This window comes from Ruegeria sp. BHSA191 (assembly GCF_059613325.1).
In genome coordinates, this window is sequence record NZ_JBXWSH010000011.1 from 95,273 (window position 1) to 113,934 (window position 18,662).

Consider the following 18,662-nt stretch of genomic DNA (forward strand, 5'->3'; position numbering starts at 1 on the left):
TTTTCAATTCCGAATGACGGTAGCCGGCCTTGCACTGATCGTTTTGGCTGGGTTGATCATCCCAATGGGTGCCTGCGCCCAGAACACCGTCGAGACGGGCGTGACGGGCACCGTACAGGTCAGAGACCTGCTGAACCGACGATGCGTCGTCTGCCACAGCTGCTATGACGCGCCCTGCCAATTGAAGCTGACCGCGCCCGAAGGCGTGGCGCGCGGCGGGACCAAGCAGGTGGTCTACGACACCGACCGGCTGACAGATGCGCCGCCCACGCGGCTTGGGCTCGACGCCCGGACCGTGCCGGACTGGCGCGCGCTGGGGTTCCACACGGTCGCCGGAGGTCCGGGGCAAAAGCCCGGGCAACTCAGTCTGTTGGAACGCTTTCTGGATCTGGGCCACGCCGCGCCGCTGCCCGAGGGAGAGCCGGTTCCTCAGGAGCTGGGTCTTTCGATCAACCGCGAACTGGTCTGCCCGTCGCCGCAGGAATTCGATGCGTTTCGGCGCAAACACCCCTTGGCCGGAATGCCCTACGCTGCCGCGCGGTTGTCGGATGACGAGTTCACCCTATTGCGCGAATGGGCGCGGGCCGGCGGGACACTCGATCCGGAAGCAGCGGATCTGCCAGCTTCGGTCCAGGCGAAGGTCGATAGGTGGGAGGCCTTTCTGAACGCCGACGATCTCCGTAGCCGGTTGACCAGCCGCTACTTGTTCGAACATCTGTTCCTGGCGCGCCTGCATTTCCCGGATGACGACCCGCGCCGCTTCTTTCAGATGGTAAGGTCCACGACGCCGCCGGGGCAGCCGATCTCTGTTATCGCGTCCCGCCGGCCCTTCGACGACCCCGGCGCAAGGCCGTTCTACTATCGGCTGCAACTTGTGACCGAGACCATCGTGCACAAGGAACACCTGGTTTATCCGTTCGGGTCCCGGCGTATGGACCGGTATCGGGAGCTGTTTCTTGAACCCGACTGGTCGTTGGAACAACTGCCGCCCTATGGCGATGCAGAGGGCGGCAACCCGTTCAGCACCTTCGCTGCGCTCCCCGCCCGCAGCCGCTATGAGTTTTTGTTGGACGACGCGCTGTTCTTCGTGCGCAGCTTCATCCGAGGCCCGGTCTGTCATGGGCAGACGGCGGTCAACGTGATCGAAGACCGGTTCTGGGTCAGTTTCCTTGACCCCGAGGCGGATCTGTCGGTGACCGATCCCAGCTATCTTGCCCAGGGCGCGGCCTATCTCGAATTGCCGGTCGCCAGGGCCGATGAAGGGGTGCTGGGCGATCTCCAGTCGCTCTATCACCGCAATCAGGTGGAATACCTTCAGTTTCGCGACGCCCGCTATCGCAACAGCCCGGCGCATCGGACGGGGTTCGGCTATGATGCGATCTGGGACGGGGGCGGGACGAATCCACAGGCATTGATCACCGTGTTTCGGCACTTTGACAACGCCTCGGCGATGATCGGGTTTCACGGCGACATCCCGGAAACCGCCTGGGTGATCGACTATCCGGTGTTCGAGAGGATCTATTACAATCTGGTCGCAGGCTACGACGTGTTCGGCCGGGTCGCGCATCAGCTGGCCACACGGCTGTACATGAATGAGCTGCGTATGGAGAGCGAAGATAGTTTCCTGACCTTCATGCCGGCCGAAATCCGAACCCGGATGCATGATGGCTGGTATCAGGGATTTCTTGCCGAGTTGCACACCTATTGGCATCAGCGCCGTCTCGATGACGATTTCCCGACCGGGATCGCCTTCGGCACCGACAACCCCAAGGCCGAGTTTCTGCTGAACTTGCTGAACCGCGGGAATGGGCTGTGGCCGGTCACCGACCCGATCAATCGCTGCACGGGTGACGCCTGTACCAGCGACCCCAGCGCGGCGCTGCTGCGGCAGTTGTCCAGCCAAACCGGCCCGTGGGTCAGGTATCTGCCCGACCTGTCGGTTTTGCTGGTCGAACATGGCGAAGACCAGACCGAGGTCTTTTCCCTCGTCCACGACAAGGCCCATTCCAACGTTGCATTTCTGTTCCGCGAACACGCACGACGCCTGCCCCGGGACGACACGATCACGGTGTTGCCCGGGCTGATCGGAAGCTATCCCAATTTCTTCTTCCGCTTGTCCAGCGACGCGTTGCCCGACTTCGTGTCTGCCGTGAAGGCGATCCGCTCGCAAAGCGACTATATGAATGTCATCGCCACTTACGGCATACGCAGGACAAGCTCCGACTTCTGGAGGCTCAGCGACCGCCTGCACGAGATGTTGGCACGGCAAGCGCCGGTTCAGTCCGGCGTTCTGGACCTCAACCGCTACAAGGACCCGAAGGCGGACGATCAACCCTCATAGAGGCCCGACACCCGAAGGTCATCGACACCCGGCTTGCCCGGGGCCGAGCGCTGGCCTATCCTAGTGGGGATGAAATCCTTTGCCGAAATTCGCCCGACCTACAGCCGGTCCGAACGCGTCAGCGACGGGGTGGTTCATGTACTGGGCGTTGGTGCGGCATTGGTCGCGGTACCGATCCTGGTCGGCCAGACCGTGCAGTCCGGACCCGAGCCCGCCGCGGTCTGGGGCGCGTTGATCTACGGCGTGACGCTTGTCTTGATGCTGAGTTTTTCAGCGCTCTACAACATGAGCCAGAGCCCGGAATGGACCGATGTTCTGCGGCGTCTCGACCACTCGGGGATCTACGTCAAGATCGCCGGAACCTATACGCCGTTCCTGCTGTTGTCCGGCGGGCAGGCGCCGGGCTTGCTGTTTGGTCTGTGGTCGTCGGCCACGCTGGGTTCGGCCCTGAAGATGATCGCTCCGCACAGGTTCCGGTGGTTCGGGCTGGCGCTTTACCTGATGATGGGATGGGCCATCGTGTGGGCAGGCCAGGGTGTTCTGGCCGATCTGCCCTCGGCGGTCGTGATCCTGATGATCGCGGGTGGGCTGGTCTACACGGCCGGCGTTGCGTTCTATCTGCTGGACTGGATCCCGTATCACAACACGATCTGGCATGTGTTCGTGCTGTCGGGCAGCGGTCTGTTTTTTGCCGCTGTCTGCATGCGGGTTCTGCCTGAACCGGTCTTGGGCCTGTAGACGCCGCGCGTTCCAAGTGGTGTTTTTTTTCGCCGTCGGGTGTCTCGGGTCGGAAGGCAGTCGGCTACCACTACGGCGAACGGGGCTGGCCGACCCGCCCTGCGCAATCGCCACAGGCCGCCGAAAACCTGCACCGCTGATCCGCAAGGGGCTTGAACCAGGGGGCCGTGGCAGTGTCATCTGAGACCCTGCGAAGGGAGGGTCTGCATGAAGCTGCGGCAAATCATAGCCGGTCTGGTCTGTCTGGTCGCGCTGCTTGGCTGCGCACCCAAGGAGCGCATGTACGAAAAGACGGTGTCCAACTATCAGCCCGCCCGTGAAGACAGCAAACTAGGACGCGCGGCGCGCCGGTTGGGCGACCCTGGGGACGGGCGCTCGGGCGTGCGACTTGTCAGCGATGGAGAACAGGCGCTGGTCTCTCGGCTGTTGATGGCGGCCGCCGCCGAACGCACGATCGACGCACAATATTACCTGCTGCATGACGACCCGACGGGGCATCTTTTTGCAGCCAGCCTTCTTCAGGCGGCTGATCGCGGAGTGCGCGTCCGCTTGTTGCTGGATGATATGGACACCGCAGGCTATGACGCGATGACCGCCGCACTGGACCTGCACGAAAACATCGAAATCAGGCTGTTCAACCCGTTCTGGCGCGATCAAAGCTTGGTCGTGGCCGGTTTGACCGATTTCAAGCGGATCAATCGACGGATGCACAACAAGTCCATGACGGCCGACAATCTGTTTACCATCGTGGGCGGGCGGAACATCGGGGCCGAGTATTTTCTCGCGCGCGAGGAAATGAACTATGCCGATCTCGATGTGCTGGCTGCGGGGCCGGTGGTGACCGAAGTTTCCAAAAGCTTCGATGCCTACTGGAACAGCCCGTTCGCGGTGCCCGCTCGCGCGGTTGTCGGGCCGCCGGAATTCAGCCTTGCCGCCGCCCGCGACCGGTTGCGCCAATTGGTCGAAGACGCGAAGCGAACACCCTATGGCGCCGCGCTGCGCCGGTCGGCGCAGGAAAACTTTGCAGACGGGGCCCTTTCGCTGGATTGGGTGCCGGCCCGACTCTATGCGGACCCGCCTGCCAAGGCAGCCGGCGCCGACATCGCGGATCCGATCCTTGCCGCGCAACTGCTGCCATATTTCGAGACAGCAAAATCCGAGGTCACCATCGTTTCGGCCTATTTCGTGCCCCGCAACAGCGGTGTCCGATGGCTGACCGCACTCGAGCGCCGAGGCGTCGATGTCCGGGTCGTCACCAACTCGCTGGCATCGAACGATGTGCTTCCCGTCTATGCCCATTACGCCACGAAACGCAGACCGTTGCTGCGCGGCGGCGTCGATCTGTACGAACTGCGACCCGACAACTATCAACAGCAGCGAAAGGGCATCAACTGGGCGCAGTCTCGGTCGGGGCTACATTCCAAGGCTTTCGCGATTGATGATCGATACCTGTTCGTGGGGTCGTTCAACTGGGACCCCCGCTCGGTCAACATCAACACCGAGATGGGAATCCTGATCGACTCGCCCGCCCTGACCGAACAGGCCATCGGTGCGCTGGACGACGCGCTACCCGCCTATACGTACCGGGTCACGCTGGGGCCAGCCGGGCAGTTGACCTGGCGGACCCGTGCGGCCGACGGAACGGTGCTGGAATATGATGCCGAGCCAACGGGCAGCGCCTGGGATCACATCGTTGCAGGGTTCCTGAGCCTGCTGCCGATCGGGTCGCAGCTGTGAGCAGGGACCACGCCCGATCGTGGCGCGATGGACAGGGGGCTTTGCACCCCCGAGGGCGGGGCCGCGTCGTCATGCACTGACGCGCGCCAGAAACCGCTGCAAACGCGGGTCTTTCGGCGCATCGAAGATCTGTGCCGGGGGGCCCTGTTCCACGATCCGACCGCCCTCCATGAAGATCACCCGGTCGGCGATTTCGCGGGCAAAACGCATCTCATGCGTGACGATCAACATGGTCTGGCGTTGCGCGGCGACCGAACGCATGAGGTCGAGCACCTCGCCGACCCATTCCGGATCCAGCGCCGAGGTCGGCTCGTCAAACAGCATCAACTGCGCCCCGATCGCCATGGCGCGGCCGATCCCCACACGTTGCTGCTGTCCGCCCGACAGGCTGGCCGGATAGCTGTCGGCCTTTTCCGCCAGACCGATTTCCTTCAGGATGCGACGGCCCTGCGCCTCGGCCTCGGCGCGGGGGCGTTTCTGCACGGTGACCAGCGCTTCCATGATGTTTTCCAGCGCGGTGCGATGTGAAAACAGGCCGTAATTCTGGAACACGAAGGCAGTCGCGCGCCGCAGGGCCAGAATATCGGCACGGCTGGCCCGTGTCGCATCGACCGAAATGCCTCCGACCGTGATGCGGCCCGCATCGGGCGTGTCTAGAAAGTTGATGCAGCGCAGCAACGTGGATTTCCCGGTGCCCGAGGGGCCGATGACGACGACGCGCTCGCCCTTTGCGATCTCGAGATCAATGGTGTTCAGGACGGCGGTGCCGCCAAACCGTTTGGTCAGTCCTTCGATACGGATCATCGTGCATATGCCCTGTTCAGTCGGATCTCGAGGACCTTCTGCGCCTGGCTCAGACCTTCGACCATGATCCAGTAGATGACGGCGACCACCAGGAAGGCCTCGAAATACAGGAAGCTGCCCGCCGCCTCTTTCTGGGCAGCGCCCATCATCTCGGTCACGCCGAGGGTGAAGGCCAGCGAGGTGCCCTTGATCATGTCGATGAAGTAGTTGACCAGCGTCGGAGCCGCCACGCGGGCCGCCTGCGGCAGGATCACCCGCCGCATCAACTGGCCTTGGGTCATGCCGATGGACTGCGCTGCTTCCCACTGGCTGCGATCGACGCCGATGATCGCCGCGCGGATGGTTTCGGCCATGTAGGCGGCAAAGTGCAGCGTCAGCCCCATGATCGCGGCGGTCACCCCGTCAATCGCGGTCAGGAAAGACAGAACTTGCGGCAACCCATAGTAGAACAGGAACAGTTGCACCAGCAGCGGCGTGCCGCGGAAGAAACTGATGAACAGCAGTACCAGTTGATCCAGCACGGGCACGCGAAAGACACGTTCCACCGCCAGCGCCACCGCGAGAACCAGCGCCAGCACCATGGCGGCCGAAGCCATCGCCAGCGTCAGCGGCACATAGCCCAAGATGACGGGGACCAGCCCCAGCATATATTCAAGGTCCAATCCCCGCATGGCTTCAGTTCGCCGTGATGTCGGTTCCGAACCACTTGACCGAGATTTCCGCCAGGGTGCCGTCCTGCTTCAGCTCGGTCAGCGCCGCATCGACCCGGTCGCGCAAAGCCCGGCCTTCCGCGTCATCGCGGAACGGCAGGGCGTTGCGGATTTCCGAGAAGGGCGCGCCGGCCAGCTCCAGCGGCAGCGGGCTTTCGGCGATCAGCTGGGCCGAGGACACGCGGTCCATCACGAAGGCATCGACACGGCCCAAGGCGGTGTCCTGCGCGATGTTGGCCTCGTAGGTCTTGATCTCGATCTCGTCGGAATACGGCAGTTCTTTCAGAAGCTGCTCGAAATTCGAGCCGAGGTTGACGGCGACGGTGTGGCCTTTCAGATCTTCGACCCCCTTGATGGTGTCGTTGCCCTTGCGCACGACCACCTGCGCGCCGTCGATCACATAGGGCTGGCTGAACGCAAACCGGGCTTCGCGTTCGGGGGTGATGGTGATCTGGTTGGCGATCGTGTCGATCCGGCCCGCGTCCAGCGCGCCGATCAGGCCCGAGAACGACATGGTCTCGAACGCGATGTCCAACCCTGTCTTTTCGCCAACGGCGTTCATGACGTCGACCTCGAAGCCCTGAAGCACGTCCTGCTTAACGAAGGTAAAGGGGAAATACCCGCCCGACATGCCCACGCGCAGGGTTTCGGCGGTTGCGGCAGTGCCCAGGCCCAAGGCCAGAACGGTTGCTAGGATACGGTTCATTTCGGCAAACCTCTGTTATGCGTAGGCCGCGGAAATTGGGTATCGGCAAAGCCAAGTCAACCGGGTGGGCTAACAAAAGACGCTCTGTTCGGGACACTGGGTTGGGGCGAAACTCGGTTCGTAACTTGCGCCCCGTTTCTGAACGAGCGTTTTACAAAGCTTTGTTCGCAGAGGCGGGTGTTCCTTCCCAACGCCTTGATGTCGGCGTTGGGCTTCTTCTGGAGTGATGTCGAGGACAAACGAGACCGGACGACGCGGGTTTCCGCCACCATCCTGTGGAATGTGTCGCAGACGGATGCGGTCAAATCCGCCCAAGGTCATTCAAGATCGGACAATCCGGGCGGTCATCGCCGGCACATTCCGCGACCAGGTGAGACAGCGTGGCGCGCATGGCCTTGAGATCGGCGATCTTCGCGTCGATTTCCTTCAGGTTTTGCTTGGCGATGCGCTTTACATCGGCGCTGGCGCGACGCTTGTCCTCGTACAGTGCCAAAAGCGTCCGGCAGTCTTCGATGGTAAAGCCCAGCGACCGGGCGCGGCCGATGAACGCCAGTTTGTGCAGCTCTTTTTCGTCGAAATGCCGGTATCCGTTGGCGCCGCGCCGGGGTTTGATAAAGCCGATGTCTTCGTAGTAACGAATGGTCTTGGCCGGAAGGCCCGAGCGCTCGGCGACATCTCCGATATTCATGGTTCCCTCCTTGTCTAGTCGGCATTGGCCGGGTTGAGCGTCAGGATGCGGGTTTCTTCGGGAGCGTCCTGTGGTGTTCGGGCCGGTTTCACCCAACGCAGCCGCAAGGCGTTGGACAGGACGAAAACGCTGGACAGCGCCATCGCGCCCGCGGCCAGAACCGGCGACAGAAGCGGCCCGCCGAACGGGTACATAACCCCGGCGGCCACCGGGATCAGCAGCGTGTTGTAACCAAAGGCCCAGAACAGGTTCTGCCGGATGTTGCGCATGGTGCGTCGGCTGACGTCGAACGCGTTGACCACGCCGGTCAGGTCACCGGAGATCAGCACCACGTCGGCCGCCTCGATCGCGATGTCGGTGCCGGTGCCGATGGCAATGCCCACATCCGCCGCCGCCAGCGCGGGCGCGTCGTTGATGCCGTCGCCCACGAAGGCCAGCTTGCCTCCGTCTGCGCGCAGGCTTTCGAGCGCTGCCACCTTGCCTTCGGGCAGCACCTCGGCGACCACGTGGTCGATGCCTAGTTGCGCGGCGATGGCCCGGGCCGTGGCGGCGTTGTCACCGGTGATCATCGCAACCTTCAGACCCAAGTCATGCAGGGCTTGGATCGCGGCAGGCGTACCGGGCTTGATCGGATCGGCCACAGCGATCACCGCCGCGATACGCCCGTCGATCGCGGCATAGAGCGGCGTTTTCCCCTTGGCGGCCAGGTTCGCGCCGCGCTCTGCCAGCCCGCCGATCTCGATCCCCTCGCGGGCCATAAGGCGGTCGGCGCCGATCAGAACCCGGTGACCTTCGACCATTGCCTGCACCCCGTACCCGGTGATCGAGTCAAATCCTTCGGGACTGGGCAGGGTCAGCCCGCGGGTCTCGGCGGCCCGGGTGATCGCGGTTGCGATCGGGTGTTCCGACGTGGCCTCGACCGCGGCGACAAGGCGCAGCACCGCGTCCTCGGTCATGCCGTCGGCCACGATCAGGTCGGTCAGTTCGGGCCGGCCCTCGGTCAGCGTGCCGGTCTTGTCCAGCGCAACGACGGTGGTTTCCTGAAGCATCTGCAGCGCGTCCCCCTTGCGGAACAGCACACCCATCTCGGCCGCACGCCCGGTGCCCACCATGATCGAGGTCGGCGTGGCCAGACCCATGGCGCAGGGGCAGGCGATGATCAGAACCGAGACCCCGGCCACCAGCGCCAGGCTCAGCGCCGGGTCCGGGCCGAACAGCAGCCAGACCAGAACCGTCACCACGGCAACCGAGATCACGGCCGGAACAAACCACAGGGTGATCCGGTCGACCAGACCCTGGATGGGCAGCTTGGCCCCCTGTGCCTGTTCGACCATCTGGATGATCTGCGCCAGCATCGTGTCGGCCCCGACCTTTTCGGCCCGGAAGGTCAACGCCCCCGTTCCGTTCACGGTGCCGCCAACCACGGCGGCGCCCTCGGCCTTTTCGACCGGCACCGGTTCGCCGGTGATCATGCTTTCATCCACATAGGACCGCCCGGTCAGCACGGCGCCATCCACCGGGATCTTCTCGCCGGGGCGGACATGCACTATGTCGCCCACGACGATCTGATCGACGGGCAGTTCCACCACGCGGCCATCGCGCTCGACCCGCGCGGTCTTGGCTTGCAGCCCCACCAGTTTGCGGATCGCCTCACCGGTTCGGCCCTTGGCGCGCGCCTCGAGGAAGCGGCCCAGCAGGATCAGCACCACGATGACCGCCGCCGCCTCGTAATAGACGTTTGCGGTGCCCGCCGGCAGAAGGTCGGGCGCAAAGGTCGCCACCAGCGAGTACCCATAAGCCGCCGCCGTCCCCAGCGCGACCAGCGAGTTCATGTCGGGCGCGCCCCGGAACAGGGCCGGAAAGCCCTTGGTATAGAATTGCAGCCCCGGCCCGAACAGAACGATCGTGGTCAGTACGAATTGCAACAGGTGGCTGGTCTGCAGACCGATCGTCTGGGCAATCAGATGGTGCATTCCGGGAACGACATGCGCGCCCATTTCCAGAACAAAGACCGGCAGAGCCAGAATCGCGGCAAAACTCGTGCGCCGGGCCAGGTGCTGGATTTCCTCGGCTTTGCGGTCCTCGGGCTCGGGCCGTGCCGCATCTCGGAGGGTGGCGGCGTAGCCCGCCGCCGTGGCCAGCGCGGCGATGGCCTCGGGCGTGGTGGAGCCTGCCACATAGCGGACTGTGGCAGTTTCCAAGGCCATGTTGACCGAGGCCGCCACGACCCCCTGCCCCGCCAACAGCGCCCGTTCCACGCGGCCCACGCATGAGGCGCAGTTCATTCCTTGAATGTCCAGCGTGACCTCTTCGATCGCGGAGGGATACCCGGCCGCCTCGAGCGCGCCGAGGATGGTCGGCAGGTCAGCGGGCGCGTGGAAATCGACCTGGGCGCTTTCGCTGGCCAGGTTGACCGAGGCGTCCTCGACGCCGGGCACGGCCTTCAGGGCTCGCTCGACGCGGCCGACGCACGAGGCGCAGCTCATTCCCTGAACCTGAAGTCGGGCGTGTGAAATCTGGGTCATTTCGTCACCATTGAATCGCTGCTGACCCGCTACATAAGGGTTCCAGCAAGTGGAAGGTCAAGGTGTACTCAGCGAAAGTCCTCGAAAGGTCCGCCGTCTTCGGCCTCGGTCCGCAGTTGCTGCATCTCACGCTCGCGCTCCGTCCAACTGGATTTGATGAAACCGAGGATGTCTCGGATCTCTGCATCGGTCAGAGTATCGGCGAAACCGGGCATGCCACTTTGTACCCCGGTCACGCCGATGCGTTTCAGCGTCTCGGCACCGCCCAGCTTGGTATAGGCGAACAGCATACCGTCTCCGTGATGCCAAGTATGGCCTGTGCGGTCATGCGGCGGGGCCGGCAGAACACCGTTGGCGTCGGGCGTCTGCCAGTCCGGCTGACCCTCAAGGTTGGCCCCGTGGCACGCGGCGCAGTTCTCGGCATAGAGCACCGCCCCCCGCACCGGATCGGAGGGTTCGTCACTGAGGTCAGCGCCTGAAATCCATCCGAACGCGCCAGCAGCACCCATCACGACGGCGGCCGTCAGCGCCACCCAGGGCAATGCCGTCCTGCGCGGCCGGCCCCGCGGCTCCACCTTTTCACCGTCCGTCATAGTCGTCCAACAAATAGGTGGCCATGGCGCGGCGGTCTGCTTCGGTCAGGAAGCTGGTGCCGTAGGTCACGACCTCGCCCATGGCACCGCCGAATACGTCACCGTCGGGCATAATGCCGGTGCGCAGGGCATAGGCCAGGTTGTCGACCGTCCAGCCCAGCCTCTGCAGGGTTTCATAGTCGATGGCCGGCGCCTTGTCGCCGCCCGGCAGTGCATCACTGCCCTTGAAATGCTCGGTATCCGATTTGCGGGCACCAAACAGATTGCGCCCGGTGTGGCAGGCGGCACAGTGAGTGGCGCCTTCGACCAGCAGCCGGCCGCGGTTCCACACATCACCTTTGCCGGGGACCGGATCGGTGCGCGGAGGCTCGAGGAACGCCGCGCGCCACAGTTTCAGCCCCCAGCGCTGGTTGAAGGGAAAGGCCATCTGCTGCGCGCGGGACGGCGTGCCCACCGGCGGCACGGTCTGGAACGCCGCCCACAGGTCGGCAATGTCCTGATCGGTGAAATCGGCGTAGAACGGGTACGGGAAGGCTGGGTAATAGGGCTGCCCGTCCGGCGCCACGCCTTGACGCACGGCCTTGGCAAATTCCTCGATCGACCAGCCGCCAATGCCGTGGTCCGGGTCTGTGGTCAGGTTCGGGGAATACACCGTGCCAAAGGGTGTTTCGAGCTTGACGCCGCCGGCCAGGGGCGCGCCACCCTCGGCGAAATTGGTGTGGCAGGCGATGCAGCCGCCCGCCCGCGCCAGGTAGGCCCCGCGGTCAACGTCGCCCGTCAGCTCGGGCAGTTGCGGCGTCAGACCGATTGGCCACGCGACCACGGCGGCCAGCCCCGCCGCAGCCAGTACGGCAGAGGCAAGGCCCAAGCGATAGATGCGTTTCATCGTGGCACCCTATTCCGACCGGAACCGCGTGTGACAGGCCGAGCAGTTCTGGCCCAGCATCATGAACACGCCATCGGCGGGCATCTCGGACAGCTCCTCGCGCCCGGGGGTTCCGCCCATCATGGCCCCGCCCCCCATCATCGAGGCGCCACCCATCATGCCCGATCCGCCCATCATGCCGGACCCCTGACCGGCACCGGCCATCATCAGCCCGTTGTCGGCCGCAAGGACCAGCCCCTCGGCATAGGTCTGCAGCTGCTCGGCCAGTTCGGCGAACGCTTCCCAGTCCTGCCAGATCTCGGGTTTGGCCTCGGAAGGCATGCCATCGCTGCCTTCGGGGAACAGCCGTGTCATGCTGTCACCGGCATGGCGCCCGATTGTCTCGGCCGCGCGCCGGACTGTGGCGGCGTCATAGGGTGTCTTGCCCTGCATCATCGGCGTCAGGGTCTTCATCGCGTCCTTCATGGCGGACATACCGTCCATGCGTTCCTTCACGATCCCGGTGGCGCCACCATGCGCCAGGGCGGTTACGGCGATCATCGACGCCAGCACGGCTCCCGTCGTCAGTTTTGAAAGGGTCATCGTCTTGTCCTGTTTGTCTGCTTCAACTCGCCCCCGAAAGGGGCCTTTCGTGACTCAGGACACGGCGCGCGGCGGGGGCGGATCGAACAGGGCCACCGGCAACATCCGGTACCGGCCCGGCGGGATGGCACGGCGGCTGATCCTTGATACCAGAGCGGAAACGACGGGCGCGGCCACGGTCATTGCCACGCCGTTGCAGAAGGCCCCGCCGTGGCAATGACCCGGGTGGCCCTGTTCGACATGGTCGGGGTCGGATGCTTCCAGATCGACGACGGCATGTGTACCCCCATCGCCCCCATGCGCCAAGGCGGGTTCCGAGAACACCAGAACACCGGCCAAGACCAAGCCCAAGGCCAGAAGCCACCGTCCGATCATCCTGTCCGCCCAGCTGTGCAAGGTTCAGTCTATCCCGTTCTCGCGCTGCAGTTCCCTGACATAGGCAACGATGCCCTGCACGTCTGCACGGGTCAAGCCAGCGACCGGCGGCATGTCGCCAAAGCGCCAGTGATGGGCCTGAACACCATATTGAACCGCCCGCTGAAAGGCCTCGTCCCCGTGGTGGCTGGGCTCATAGATCTTGTGTACCAACGGCGGCGCCAGCCCTTCCAGCCCCGTCGCATTCATTCCATGGCAGGCTGCGCATTTAGCGTCAAAGGCAACCTTTCCCATCTGCGCCTGCGCACTGAACGTCGCCGGCACCCGGACCTGCGCGATTGGTTCCCCCTGCGACAGCGACGACGTATCGGGCACCGCCATCGAATGGCCCGTAGGCTGCTGGTTGAAGTTGTAGACAAATACGGCAGCGCCCGCGATCAGAACGCCGCCAATCAAAAGCGTCAGTTTGTTCATCGGCTCGTTTCACTTGGTTTTAGATGCATTCGCTGTTTGCGCGTCTTCTGCCGCCTTACCGCGCTGGAAGGTCAACCCAAATTTGTTCGCAACGCCCTGCGCAGAAAAGCCACGCTGTCACACCTATTGTACGCAGCGAATTGAACTGCGCGCGTCAGGATGCAACTTTGTGCGGCAAACGGACCGGGAAACAGCACGGGGAAGTACACGATGTTGGCCAAATCGGACTTGAAATATGCGGCAGTTTTGCTGGCAGTGGGCGCCTGCACGGAAACCGCGTCGATGTCCGGCGCGTCCGCGCCCGGCGACCTGGCCAAGGTGCCCGAAGGGGTGATCGCAATTGCCGCGCCCGGCCAGAACCTGAACGCGGTTCGGATCATGCCCGAGGATGGGTGTTACTGGTACCGCCATGTCGGCCCGGTCGAGACGACCTATCTGCCGCTCAGAACCGTCGAGGGGCGCCCGATCTGCGCCCGCGCCTGATCAGGCAGAGGCAGTGATCGGCTGCTCGGGCGGGTAGAGATGTGCCGTGGCGCCGGGCTGAACCCGGTCATACAGGCCGATGATATGCGCCATCACCATGCGCACGCAGCCTGAACTGGCGCGGCCACCTATCGACCGGGGATAAGGCGTGCCGTGGATGCGCAGATAGGTGTCGCGGTTGCCCTGATACAGATAGAACGCCCGCGCCCCCAGCGGGTTTTTCGGCCCGCCCGGCATGCCGTCGGCGAACTGGGCATAATCCTGCGGGTCGCGGCGGATCATGTCGGCGGTGGGCGTCCAGCGCGGCCATTTAGCCTTGCGTTTGATCGTATAGGTTCCGGGCTCGTACAGATCACCGCGCGCGATGGCCACGCCGTAGCGCATGGCGGTACCGCCATCTTCGATGAAATACAGATACCGCGCCACGGCATCCACATGGATGTCGCCGGGTTTCAGCGGCCGGTTGGTCTGAACCCGGCGGGGCAGGAACCGCGGATGCAGACCCCAGGGGTTCGACGCGGCCGGATCGTAATTGGCCGGCGTGACCTGCGCATCCCATGCTGCCCATTGAGACGCGGTCGCGGCCGAGGCCGGCAACGCACCCAGAATCGGCTGCGAGAACAAGGCAAGCGATGTCGCAACAAAGTGTCGTCTGGTCAGCATATCAACGCTCCTGTCACCCGGCCATCGGTATGATTCGAAACTGGATCACCAAGATCCTCGAATCGGGGCGCCGAGTCCATTCACTTGTGTGTATGGGGCCATTTTCCCTGCACGCCAGGTGTTATTTGGGCCGCCTCATCTCCATTTCAGCAGGATTCGGCGCAGGAGATCCCGCAAAAACCCGAACCCTGCGCGCTTTGTCATGAAACTGTTACACTGCCGTTACATAAGCGTCGCACGTCCCGCTTAGAGCAGTCGCCAAGGCCGCAGGGGGCGGCCAAAGCTGAGTTTCAGGAGTGACCATGACCACCATCAAACTGACCGCTTCGGTTCTGGCAATCACCGCCATTGCTGCGTCTGCTGCTTCGGCGCGCGACGCCATCCGCATCGTCGGATCTTCGACCGTGTTCCCGTACACCCAGGCCGTCGCCGAGCAGTTCGCCAACAACACCGGCGCAGCCTCGCCCATCGTCGAATCGACCGGTACCGGCGGCGGCATGAAAATCTTCTGCGAAGGCATCGGTGAAAACACCGCCGACATCACCGGCGCATCGCGTGCCATGAAGGCCTCGGAATACGAGCTGTGCCAAAAGAACGGCGTCACAGACATCTCGGAAGCCCTGATCGGGTTCGACGGCCTGTCGATCGCCATCTCGCGCGGCAATGATCAGGACTGGGACCTGTCGCTGGGTGACATCTACTTGGCCCTTGGCGCCCAGGTGCCGGTTGATGGCGAGTGGAAGGACAACCCGTTCAAGACCTGGAACGAAGTCAACCCCGACCTGCCAGCCGTGGAAATCCTGGCTTATGGCCCGCCGCCGACCTCGGGCACCCGCGACGCCTTCGTCGAGCTGGCGATGCATGCCGGCTGCGAAGAGCTGGATTTTGTCAAGAATGGCGGGTTTGATGGCGACTGGGTCAAGGAAAACTGCTCGCGCATGCGCACCGACGGACCCTTCGTCGAAGCAGGCGAGAACGACAACCTGATCGTTCAGCGCCTCGAGGCCGACCCGAACGCCGTTGGCATCTTCGGCTACTCGTTCCTGTACGAGAACTTGGATAAGCTGAAGCCGGTCAAGATCGAGGGCGTCGAGCCGAATGCCGACACCATCGCCGACAAGTCCTATCCGGTGTCCCGCCCGCTGTACTTCTACGTCAAGAACGCGCATCGCGGCGTGATCCCGAACCTGGACGAATTCCTGGAAGAATACATGTCGGACGACGCGCTGGCCGCTGACGGCTATTTGGCCGAGCGTGGCCTGGTGGCCCTGTCCGACGAGCGTCGTGAAGAGCTGCAGGACGCAATCCTGAACGGCCAGAACATGGAACCCAAGTCGTAAGACTTGCAATTCACGGGGCTGTCCGGCCACGAAACCGGGCAGCCTATTTTTTTGCCTGGGGGGCAGATGACGACTTTCGTGTTTGCGGCGCTGTTGGGCGTCAGTATCCTTGGATATTTGCTGAACCGGCGGGCTGCAGCCGGTCTGCGCGCAGATGGGGCGCGTCTGCACTCTCTGCCCGGCTATCACGGGCTGTTTTCTTTTCTGTCCACGCTGGTTCCGGTCTTTGTGCTGATCGTACTGTGGCTGATCCTGCAAGGCCCAGTGATCGACCATGTGGTCATGTCGGGCCTGCCTGCCGGCAGCCTTGACGGATTGGACACTGGCGGGCGCCAGTTGGTGCTGGCCGAGATTAAGTCGATCTCGCGCGGGCAGATCTTCGGCGAGCCCGAACAATGGAAGATGGCCGCGGCCCAGCGGTATCTTGAGCTGCATAAGATGTCGGGATGGGTTCTGCTGTCGATCGTCCTCGCTCTGTCGTTGGCCATCGTGGCCTTTGCCCGCTCGCGCGTGGGGGCCGCGTTCCGCGCTCGCCACGGGGTCGAGCGCATCGTGTCAAGCCTGATGATCTTCTGCTCGACCGTCGCCATTTTTACGACCGTCGGTATCATTGCCGCGCTGCTGTTCGAATCCATCCGCTTTTTCGAGATGGTGCCGATCACCGAGTTCTTCTTTGGCCTGAATTGGGAACCGCAGATCCCTCTGCGCGAAGACCAAATTGCGGCCGAAGGTGCCTTCGGCTGGCTTCCGGTCATCCTCGGCACCATCGTCATAACCGTGGTCGCGCTGTTCCTGGCGGTTCCGGTGGGCCTGTTGTCGGCCATCTACCTGAACGAATTCGCACCCGACCGCTTGCGGGCGGTGGCCAAGCCGGTGCTGGAGATCCTGGCCGGCGTGCCGACTGTAGTCTATGGCTTCTTCGCGATCCTGGTGGTGGCGCCGGCGATGCGCAGTTTCGGCGCCTCGCTGGGCATTCCGGTGTCGCCCAACACGGCGCTGGCCGCAGGCAGCGTGATGGGCATCATGCTGATCCCGTTCATCTCGTCTTTCACCGATGACGCCCTGTCGGCGGTACCGCGTTCGCTGCGCGACGGGGCGCTGGCGCTGGGGGCAACCCGGGCCGAGACGGTTCTGAACGTGCTTTTCCCTGCCGCCATTCCCGGCATCGTCGGTGGCATCCTGTTGGCCGTCAGCCGCGCGATCGGGGAAACCATGATCGTGGTCATGGCCGCCGGCCTGATCGCCTCGCTGACCATCAACCCCCTGGACAGCGTAACCACGGTGACCGTGCAGATCGTCACGCTTCTGATCGGCGACACCTCGTTCGACAACCCCAAGACGCTGGCGGCCTTTGCCCTTGGCATGATGCTGTTCGTCGTCACCCTGATCATCAACGTCTTCGCGCTGCGCATCGTGCGCAAGTACCGCGAAGCCTATGACTGAGGCTAAGACCATGGCTGACCTGACCGCAGGACCCGAAAAGACGCCCCCGCAGGGCAACACCGCCGACGCCGTACGCGCCAGCCTGACCCGCCGCAACCGCAAGCAGAAGCTGCTGCAGGGCTTGGGCCTGGGCGCCATCGGCTTTGCCTTTCTGATGCTGTTCATACTGGTGGCCTCGCTGGTATCGTCGGGATATCAGGCCTTTACCCAGACCAAGATCACGCTCGAGGTTTATGTTGACCCCGAGGAGATCAAGCCCGAAAAGCTGCCGCGCGGCGGCTTCAAGGACGTGCTGCAAGCCTCGCTGTCCGAGTTGCTGCCCGAGGTGGACACCAGCGACCGGGCCACCCGTAAGGCCCTGGCGGGCATCCTGTCCAACGGCGCCCAGTTTCAACTGCGCGACCGGGTGGTGGCTGACCCTTCTCTGATCGGGCAGACCATCACGCTGACGGTGCCGGTATCGGATCCGTATGACCAACTGAACAAGGGCACCATCGACCGCGACACGCCCGAGCAGAACCGCCGTCTGAACGATGCCGAGATCGCCTGGTTCGACCAGCTGAAAGCCCAAGGTGTAATCAGCAAGCCGCTGAACACCGGCCTGGTCACCAATGCCGACAGCCGATTCCCGGAACTGGCTGGTCTGAAGGGCGCGCTGATCGGGTCGTTCTGGGCGCTGTTCGTATGTTTCGCGATTTCCTTCCCGCTGGGCATCGGCGCGGCGATCTACCTTGAAGAATTCGCGCCCAAGAACAAGATCAGCGACTTCATAGAGGTCAATATCAACAACCTGGCCGCGGTGCCGTCGGTCGTGTTCGGCCTGCTGGCGCTGGCGGTGTTTATCGGCTGGTTCGGCCTGCCGCGCTCGGCCCCGTTCGTGGGCGGCATGACGCTGGCGCTGATGACCATGCCGACGATCATCATCGCCACCCGCGCCGCGCTTAAGGCGGTGCCGCCGTCAATCCGCGAGGCGGCCCTGGGCATCGGCGCGTCCAAGCATCAGGTGGTGTTTGGCCATGTGCTGCCGCTGGCGATGCCCGGCATCCTGACCGGAACGATCATCGGGCTGGCGCAGGCGCTGGGGGAAACGGCCCCGCTGCTGCTGATCGGGATGAACGCGTTCATCACCTCGGCCCCGGCCGGCCCGTTCGACAGCGCCACCGCCTTGCCCACCCAGATCTTCATCTGGGCCGACAGCCCCGAGCGCGGCTTCGTCAGCCGGACCTCGGCGGCGATCCTGGTGCTGCTGGGTTTCCTAGTCACGATGAATGCCATCGCGATCTATCTTCGGAACAAATTCGAGCGCAGCTGGTAAGCGCAAAGGGATCATCATGATGAATGACATGAGCAAGATCGAACCGGGCGTCGCCGTCGATGCCGTCAAGATAAAGGCGCAGGACGTCCAGGTCTTCTATGGCGAAACCCAGGCGATCAAGGACGTCTCGGTGGACATTCTTGACAAGACGGTCACGGCCTTCATCGGGCCGTCGGGCTGCGGCAAGTCGACGTTCCTTCGCTGCCTCAACCGAATGAACGACACGATCGACATCTGCCGGGTTGAAGGTGATATCCGG

At 63.6% G+C, this 18,662-nt stretch carries 19 protein-coding genes; 8 read left to right on the plus strand and 11 right to left on the minus strand.

Features of this window, described 5'->3' with window-relative positions:
* The first annotated feature begins 13 nt into the window (after positions 1–13).
* The 3 genes from AC2FNS_RS12240 (at position 14) to AC2FNS_RS12250 (ending at position 4,816) form a co-directional block, all read left to right on the plus strand.
* A complete protein-coding gene (locus AC2FNS_RS12240; RefSeq protein ID WP_496713114.1) occupies positions 14–2,341 on the plus strand; it encodes a fatty acid cis/trans isomerase in 2,328 nt (775 codons plus the stop codon).
* A 69-nt stretch (positions 2,342–2,410) separates the two neighbouring features.
* Positions 2,411–3,079 carry a PAQR family membrane homeostasis protein TrhA gene (trhA, locus tag AC2FNS_RS12245; RefSeq protein ID WP_496683110.1) on the plus strand — a complete coding sequence of 223 codons (669 nt, stop codon included), beginning with the start codon at positions 2,411–2,413 and terminating at the stop codon, positions 3,077–3,079.
* Between the two features lie 207 nt (positions 3,080–3,286).
* The gene (locus AC2FNS_RS12250) at positions 3,287–4,816 is read left to right on the plus strand and encodes a phospholipase D family protein (RefSeq protein WP_496713115.1); all 1,530 of its coding nucleotides are present in this window, start codon (positions 3,287–3,289) and stop codon (positions 4,814–4,816) included.
* 69 nt (positions 4,817–4,885) lie between these two features.
* On the opposite strand, the gene AC2FNS_RS12255 is transcribed toward AC2FNS_RS12250, so the two are convergent.
* From AC2FNS_RS12255 to AC2FNS_RS12300, 10 genes are all read right to left on the minus strand, one after another.
* Positions 4,886–5,620 (minus strand): amino acid ABC transporter ATP-binding protein, encoded by a 735-nt coding sequence (locus AC2FNS_RS12255; RefSeq protein WP_496727615.1) that lies wholly within the window; start codon positions 5,618–5,620, stop codon positions 4,886–4,888.
* The gene (locus tag AC2FNS_RS12260; RefSeq protein WP_496713713.1) at positions 5,617–6,291 is read right to left on the minus strand and encodes an amino acid ABC transporter permease; all 675 of its coding nucleotides are present in this window, start codon (positions 6,289–6,291) and stop codon (positions 5,617–5,619) included. The genes AC2FNS_RS12255 and AC2FNS_RS12260 overlap by 4 nt, the downstream gene beginning before the upstream one ends.
* Positions 6,292–6,295: 4 nt before the next feature.
* Positions 6,296–7,036, minus strand: coding sequence for an amino acid ABC transporter substrate-binding protein (locus tag AC2FNS_RS12265; protein WP_496713711.1), 741 nt, complete (start codon positions 7,034–7,036; stop codon positions 6,296–6,298).
* Between the two features lie 301 nt (positions 7,037–7,337).
* The gene (gene cueR, locus AC2FNS_RS12270) at positions 7,338–7,724 is read right to left on the minus strand and encodes a Cu(I)-responsive transcriptional regulator (RefSeq protein WP_496683096.1); all 387 of its coding nucleotides are present in this window, start codon (positions 7,722–7,724) and stop codon (positions 7,338–7,340) included.
* Between the two features lie 14 nt (positions 7,725–7,738).
* Complete coding sequence (locus tag AC2FNS_RS12275; protein WP_496713709.1) at positions 7,739–10,249, minus strand: heavy metal translocating P-type ATPase; 2,511 nt, start codon at positions 10,247–10,249, stop codon at positions 7,739–7,741.
* Between the two features lie 68 nt (positions 10,250–10,317).
* Entirely contained in the window at positions 10,318–10,758 is a 441-nt protein-coding gene (locus tag AC2FNS_RS12280; protein WP_496803870.1) for a c-type cytochrome, read from the minus strand.
* Between the two features lie 70 nt (positions 10,759–10,828).
* The gene (locus AC2FNS_RS12285) at positions 10,829–11,728 is read right to left on the minus strand and encodes a c-type cytochrome (RefSeq protein ID WP_496727614.1); all 900 of its coding nucleotides are present in this window, start codon (positions 11,726–11,728) and stop codon (positions 10,829–10,831) included.
* A 9-nt stretch (positions 11,729–11,737) separates the two neighbouring features.
* Positions 11,738–12,310: a c-type cytochrome gene (locus AC2FNS_RS12290; RefSeq protein WP_496797883.1), complete on the minus strand. Its 573-nt coding sequence runs from the start codon at positions 12,308–12,310 to the stop codon at positions 11,738–11,740.
* A gap of 54 nt (positions 12,311–12,364) precedes the next feature.
* Positions 12,365–12,685: a hypothetical protein gene (locus AC2FNS_RS12295; protein WP_496683082.1), complete on the minus strand. Its 321-nt coding sequence runs from the start codon at positions 12,683–12,685 to the stop codon at positions 12,365–12,367.
* Positions 12,686–12,709: 24 nt separating this feature from the next.
* Positions 12,710–13,159, minus strand: coding sequence for a c-type cytochrome (locus AC2FNS_RS12300; protein WP_496683079.1), 450 nt, complete (start codon positions 13,157–13,159; stop codon positions 12,710–12,712).
* 210 nt (positions 13,160–13,369) lie between these two features.
* Between AC2FNS_RS12300 and AC2FNS_RS12305 the strand changes: the two genes are divergently transcribed.
* Entirely contained in the window at positions 13,370–13,642 is a 273-nt protein-coding gene (locus AC2FNS_RS12305; RefSeq protein WP_496685579.1) for a hypothetical protein, read from the plus strand.
* On the opposite strand, the gene AC2FNS_RS12310 is transcribed toward AC2FNS_RS12305, so the two are convergent.
* Entirely contained in the window at positions 13,643–14,305 is a 663-nt protein-coding gene (locus AC2FNS_RS12310) for a L,D-transpeptidase (protein WP_496712002.1), read from the minus strand.
* A 302-nt stretch (positions 14,306–14,607) separates the two neighbouring features.
* Here AC2FNS_RS12310 and AC2FNS_RS12315 point away from each other — a divergent pair, with 302 nt between their 5' ends.
* The 4 genes from AC2FNS_RS12315 to AC2FNS_RS12330 form a co-directional block, all read left to right on the plus strand.
* Positions 14,608–15,645 carry a substrate-binding domain-containing protein gene (locus AC2FNS_RS12315; protein WP_496683071.1) on the plus strand — a complete coding sequence of 346 codons (1,038 nt, stop codon included), beginning with the start codon at positions 14,608–14,610 and terminating at the stop codon, positions 15,643–15,645.
* A 66-nt stretch (positions 15,646–15,711) separates the two neighbouring features.
* Positions 15,712–17,088, plus strand: a complete 1,377-nt coding sequence (pstC, locus tag AC2FNS_RS12320; RefSeq protein ID WP_496712001.1) for a phosphate ABC transporter permease subunit PstC — start codon at positions 15,712–15,714, stop codon at positions 17,086–17,088.
* A gap of 10 nt (positions 17,089–17,098) precedes the next feature.
* Positions 17,099–18,403, plus strand: a complete 1,305-nt coding sequence (gene pstA / locus AC2FNS_RS12325; RefSeq protein WP_496712000.1) for a phosphate ABC transporter permease PstA — start codon at positions 17,099–17,101, stop codon at positions 18,401–18,403.
* A gap of 19 nt (positions 18,404–18,422) precedes the next feature.
* On the plus strand, positions 18,423–18,662 hold a 240-nt coding region (locus AC2FNS_RS12330), incomplete at its 3' end, for an ATP-binding cassette domain-containing protein (protein ID WP_496803869.1).

Excerpts from the sequence above, each read along its gene's own strand:
- AC2FNS_RS12240 (WP_496713114.1), top strand. The coding sequence starts at position 14 with ATGACGGTAGCCGGCCTTGCACTGATCGTTTTGGCTGGGTTGATCATC.
- trhA (WP_496683110.1), top strand. The coding sequence starts at position 2,411 with ATGAAATCCTTTGCCGAAATTCGCCCGACCTACAGCCGGTCCGAACGC.
- AC2FNS_RS12250 (WP_496713115.1), top strand. The coding sequence starts at position 3,287 with ATGAAGCTGCGGCAAATCATAGCCGGTCTGGTCTGTCTGGTCGCGCTG.
- AC2FNS_RS12255 (WP_496727615.1), bottom strand. The coding sequence starts at position 5,620 with ATGATCCGTATCGAAGGACTGACCAAACGGTTTGGCGGCACCGCCGTC.
- AC2FNS_RS12260 (WP_496713713.1), bottom strand. The coding sequence starts at position 6,291 with ATGCGGGGATTGGACCTTGAATATATGCTGGGGCTGGTCCCCGTCATC.
- AC2FNS_RS12265 (WP_496713711.1), bottom strand. The coding sequence starts at position 7,036 with ATGAACCGTATCCTAGCAACCGTTCTGGCCTTGGGCCTGGGCACTGCC.
- cueR (WP_496683096.1), bottom strand. The coding sequence starts at position 7,724 with ATGAATATCGGAGATGTCGCCGAGCGCTCGGGCCTTCCGGCCAAGACC.
- AC2FNS_RS12275 (WP_496713709.1), bottom strand. The coding sequence starts at position 10,249 with ATGACCCAGATTTCACACGCCCGACTTCAGGTTCAGGGAATGAGCTGC.
- AC2FNS_RS12280 (WP_496803870.1), bottom strand. The coding sequence starts at position 10,758 with ATGGGTGCTGCTGGCGCGTTCGGATGGATTTCAGGCGCTGACCTCAGT.
- AC2FNS_RS12285 (WP_496727614.1), bottom strand. The coding sequence starts at position 11,728 with ATGAAACGCATCTATCGCTTGGGCCTTGCCTCTGCCGTACTGGCTGCG.
- AC2FNS_RS12290 (WP_496797883.1), bottom strand. The coding sequence starts at position 12,310 with ATGACCCTTTCAAAACTGACGACGGGAGCCGTGCTGGCGTCGATGATC.
- AC2FNS_RS12295 (WP_496683082.1), bottom strand. The coding sequence starts at position 12,685 with ATGATCGGACGGTGGCTTCTGGCCTTGGGCTTGGTCTTGGCCGGTGTT.
- AC2FNS_RS12300 (WP_496683079.1), bottom strand. The coding sequence starts at position 13,159 with ATGAACAAACTGACGCTTTTGATTGGCGGCGTTCTGATCGCGGGCGCT.
- AC2FNS_RS12305 (WP_496685579.1), top strand. The coding sequence starts at position 13,370 with ATGTTGGCCAAATCGGACTTGAAATATGCGGCAGTTTTGCTGGCAGTG.
- AC2FNS_RS12310 (WP_496712002.1), bottom strand. The coding sequence starts at position 14,305 with ATGCTGACCAGACGACACTTTGTTGCGACATCGCTTGCCTTGTTCTCG.
- AC2FNS_RS12315 (WP_496683071.1), top strand. The coding sequence starts at position 14,608 with ATGACCACCATCAAACTGACCGCTTCGGTTCTGGCAATCACCGCCATT.
- pstC (WP_496712001.1), top strand. The coding sequence starts at position 15,712 with ATGACGACTTTCGTGTTTGCGGCGCTGTTGGGCGTCAGTATCCTTGGA.
- pstA (WP_496712000.1), top strand. The coding sequence starts at position 17,099 with ATGGCTGACCTGACCGCAGGACCCGAAAAGACGCCCCCGCAGGGCAAC.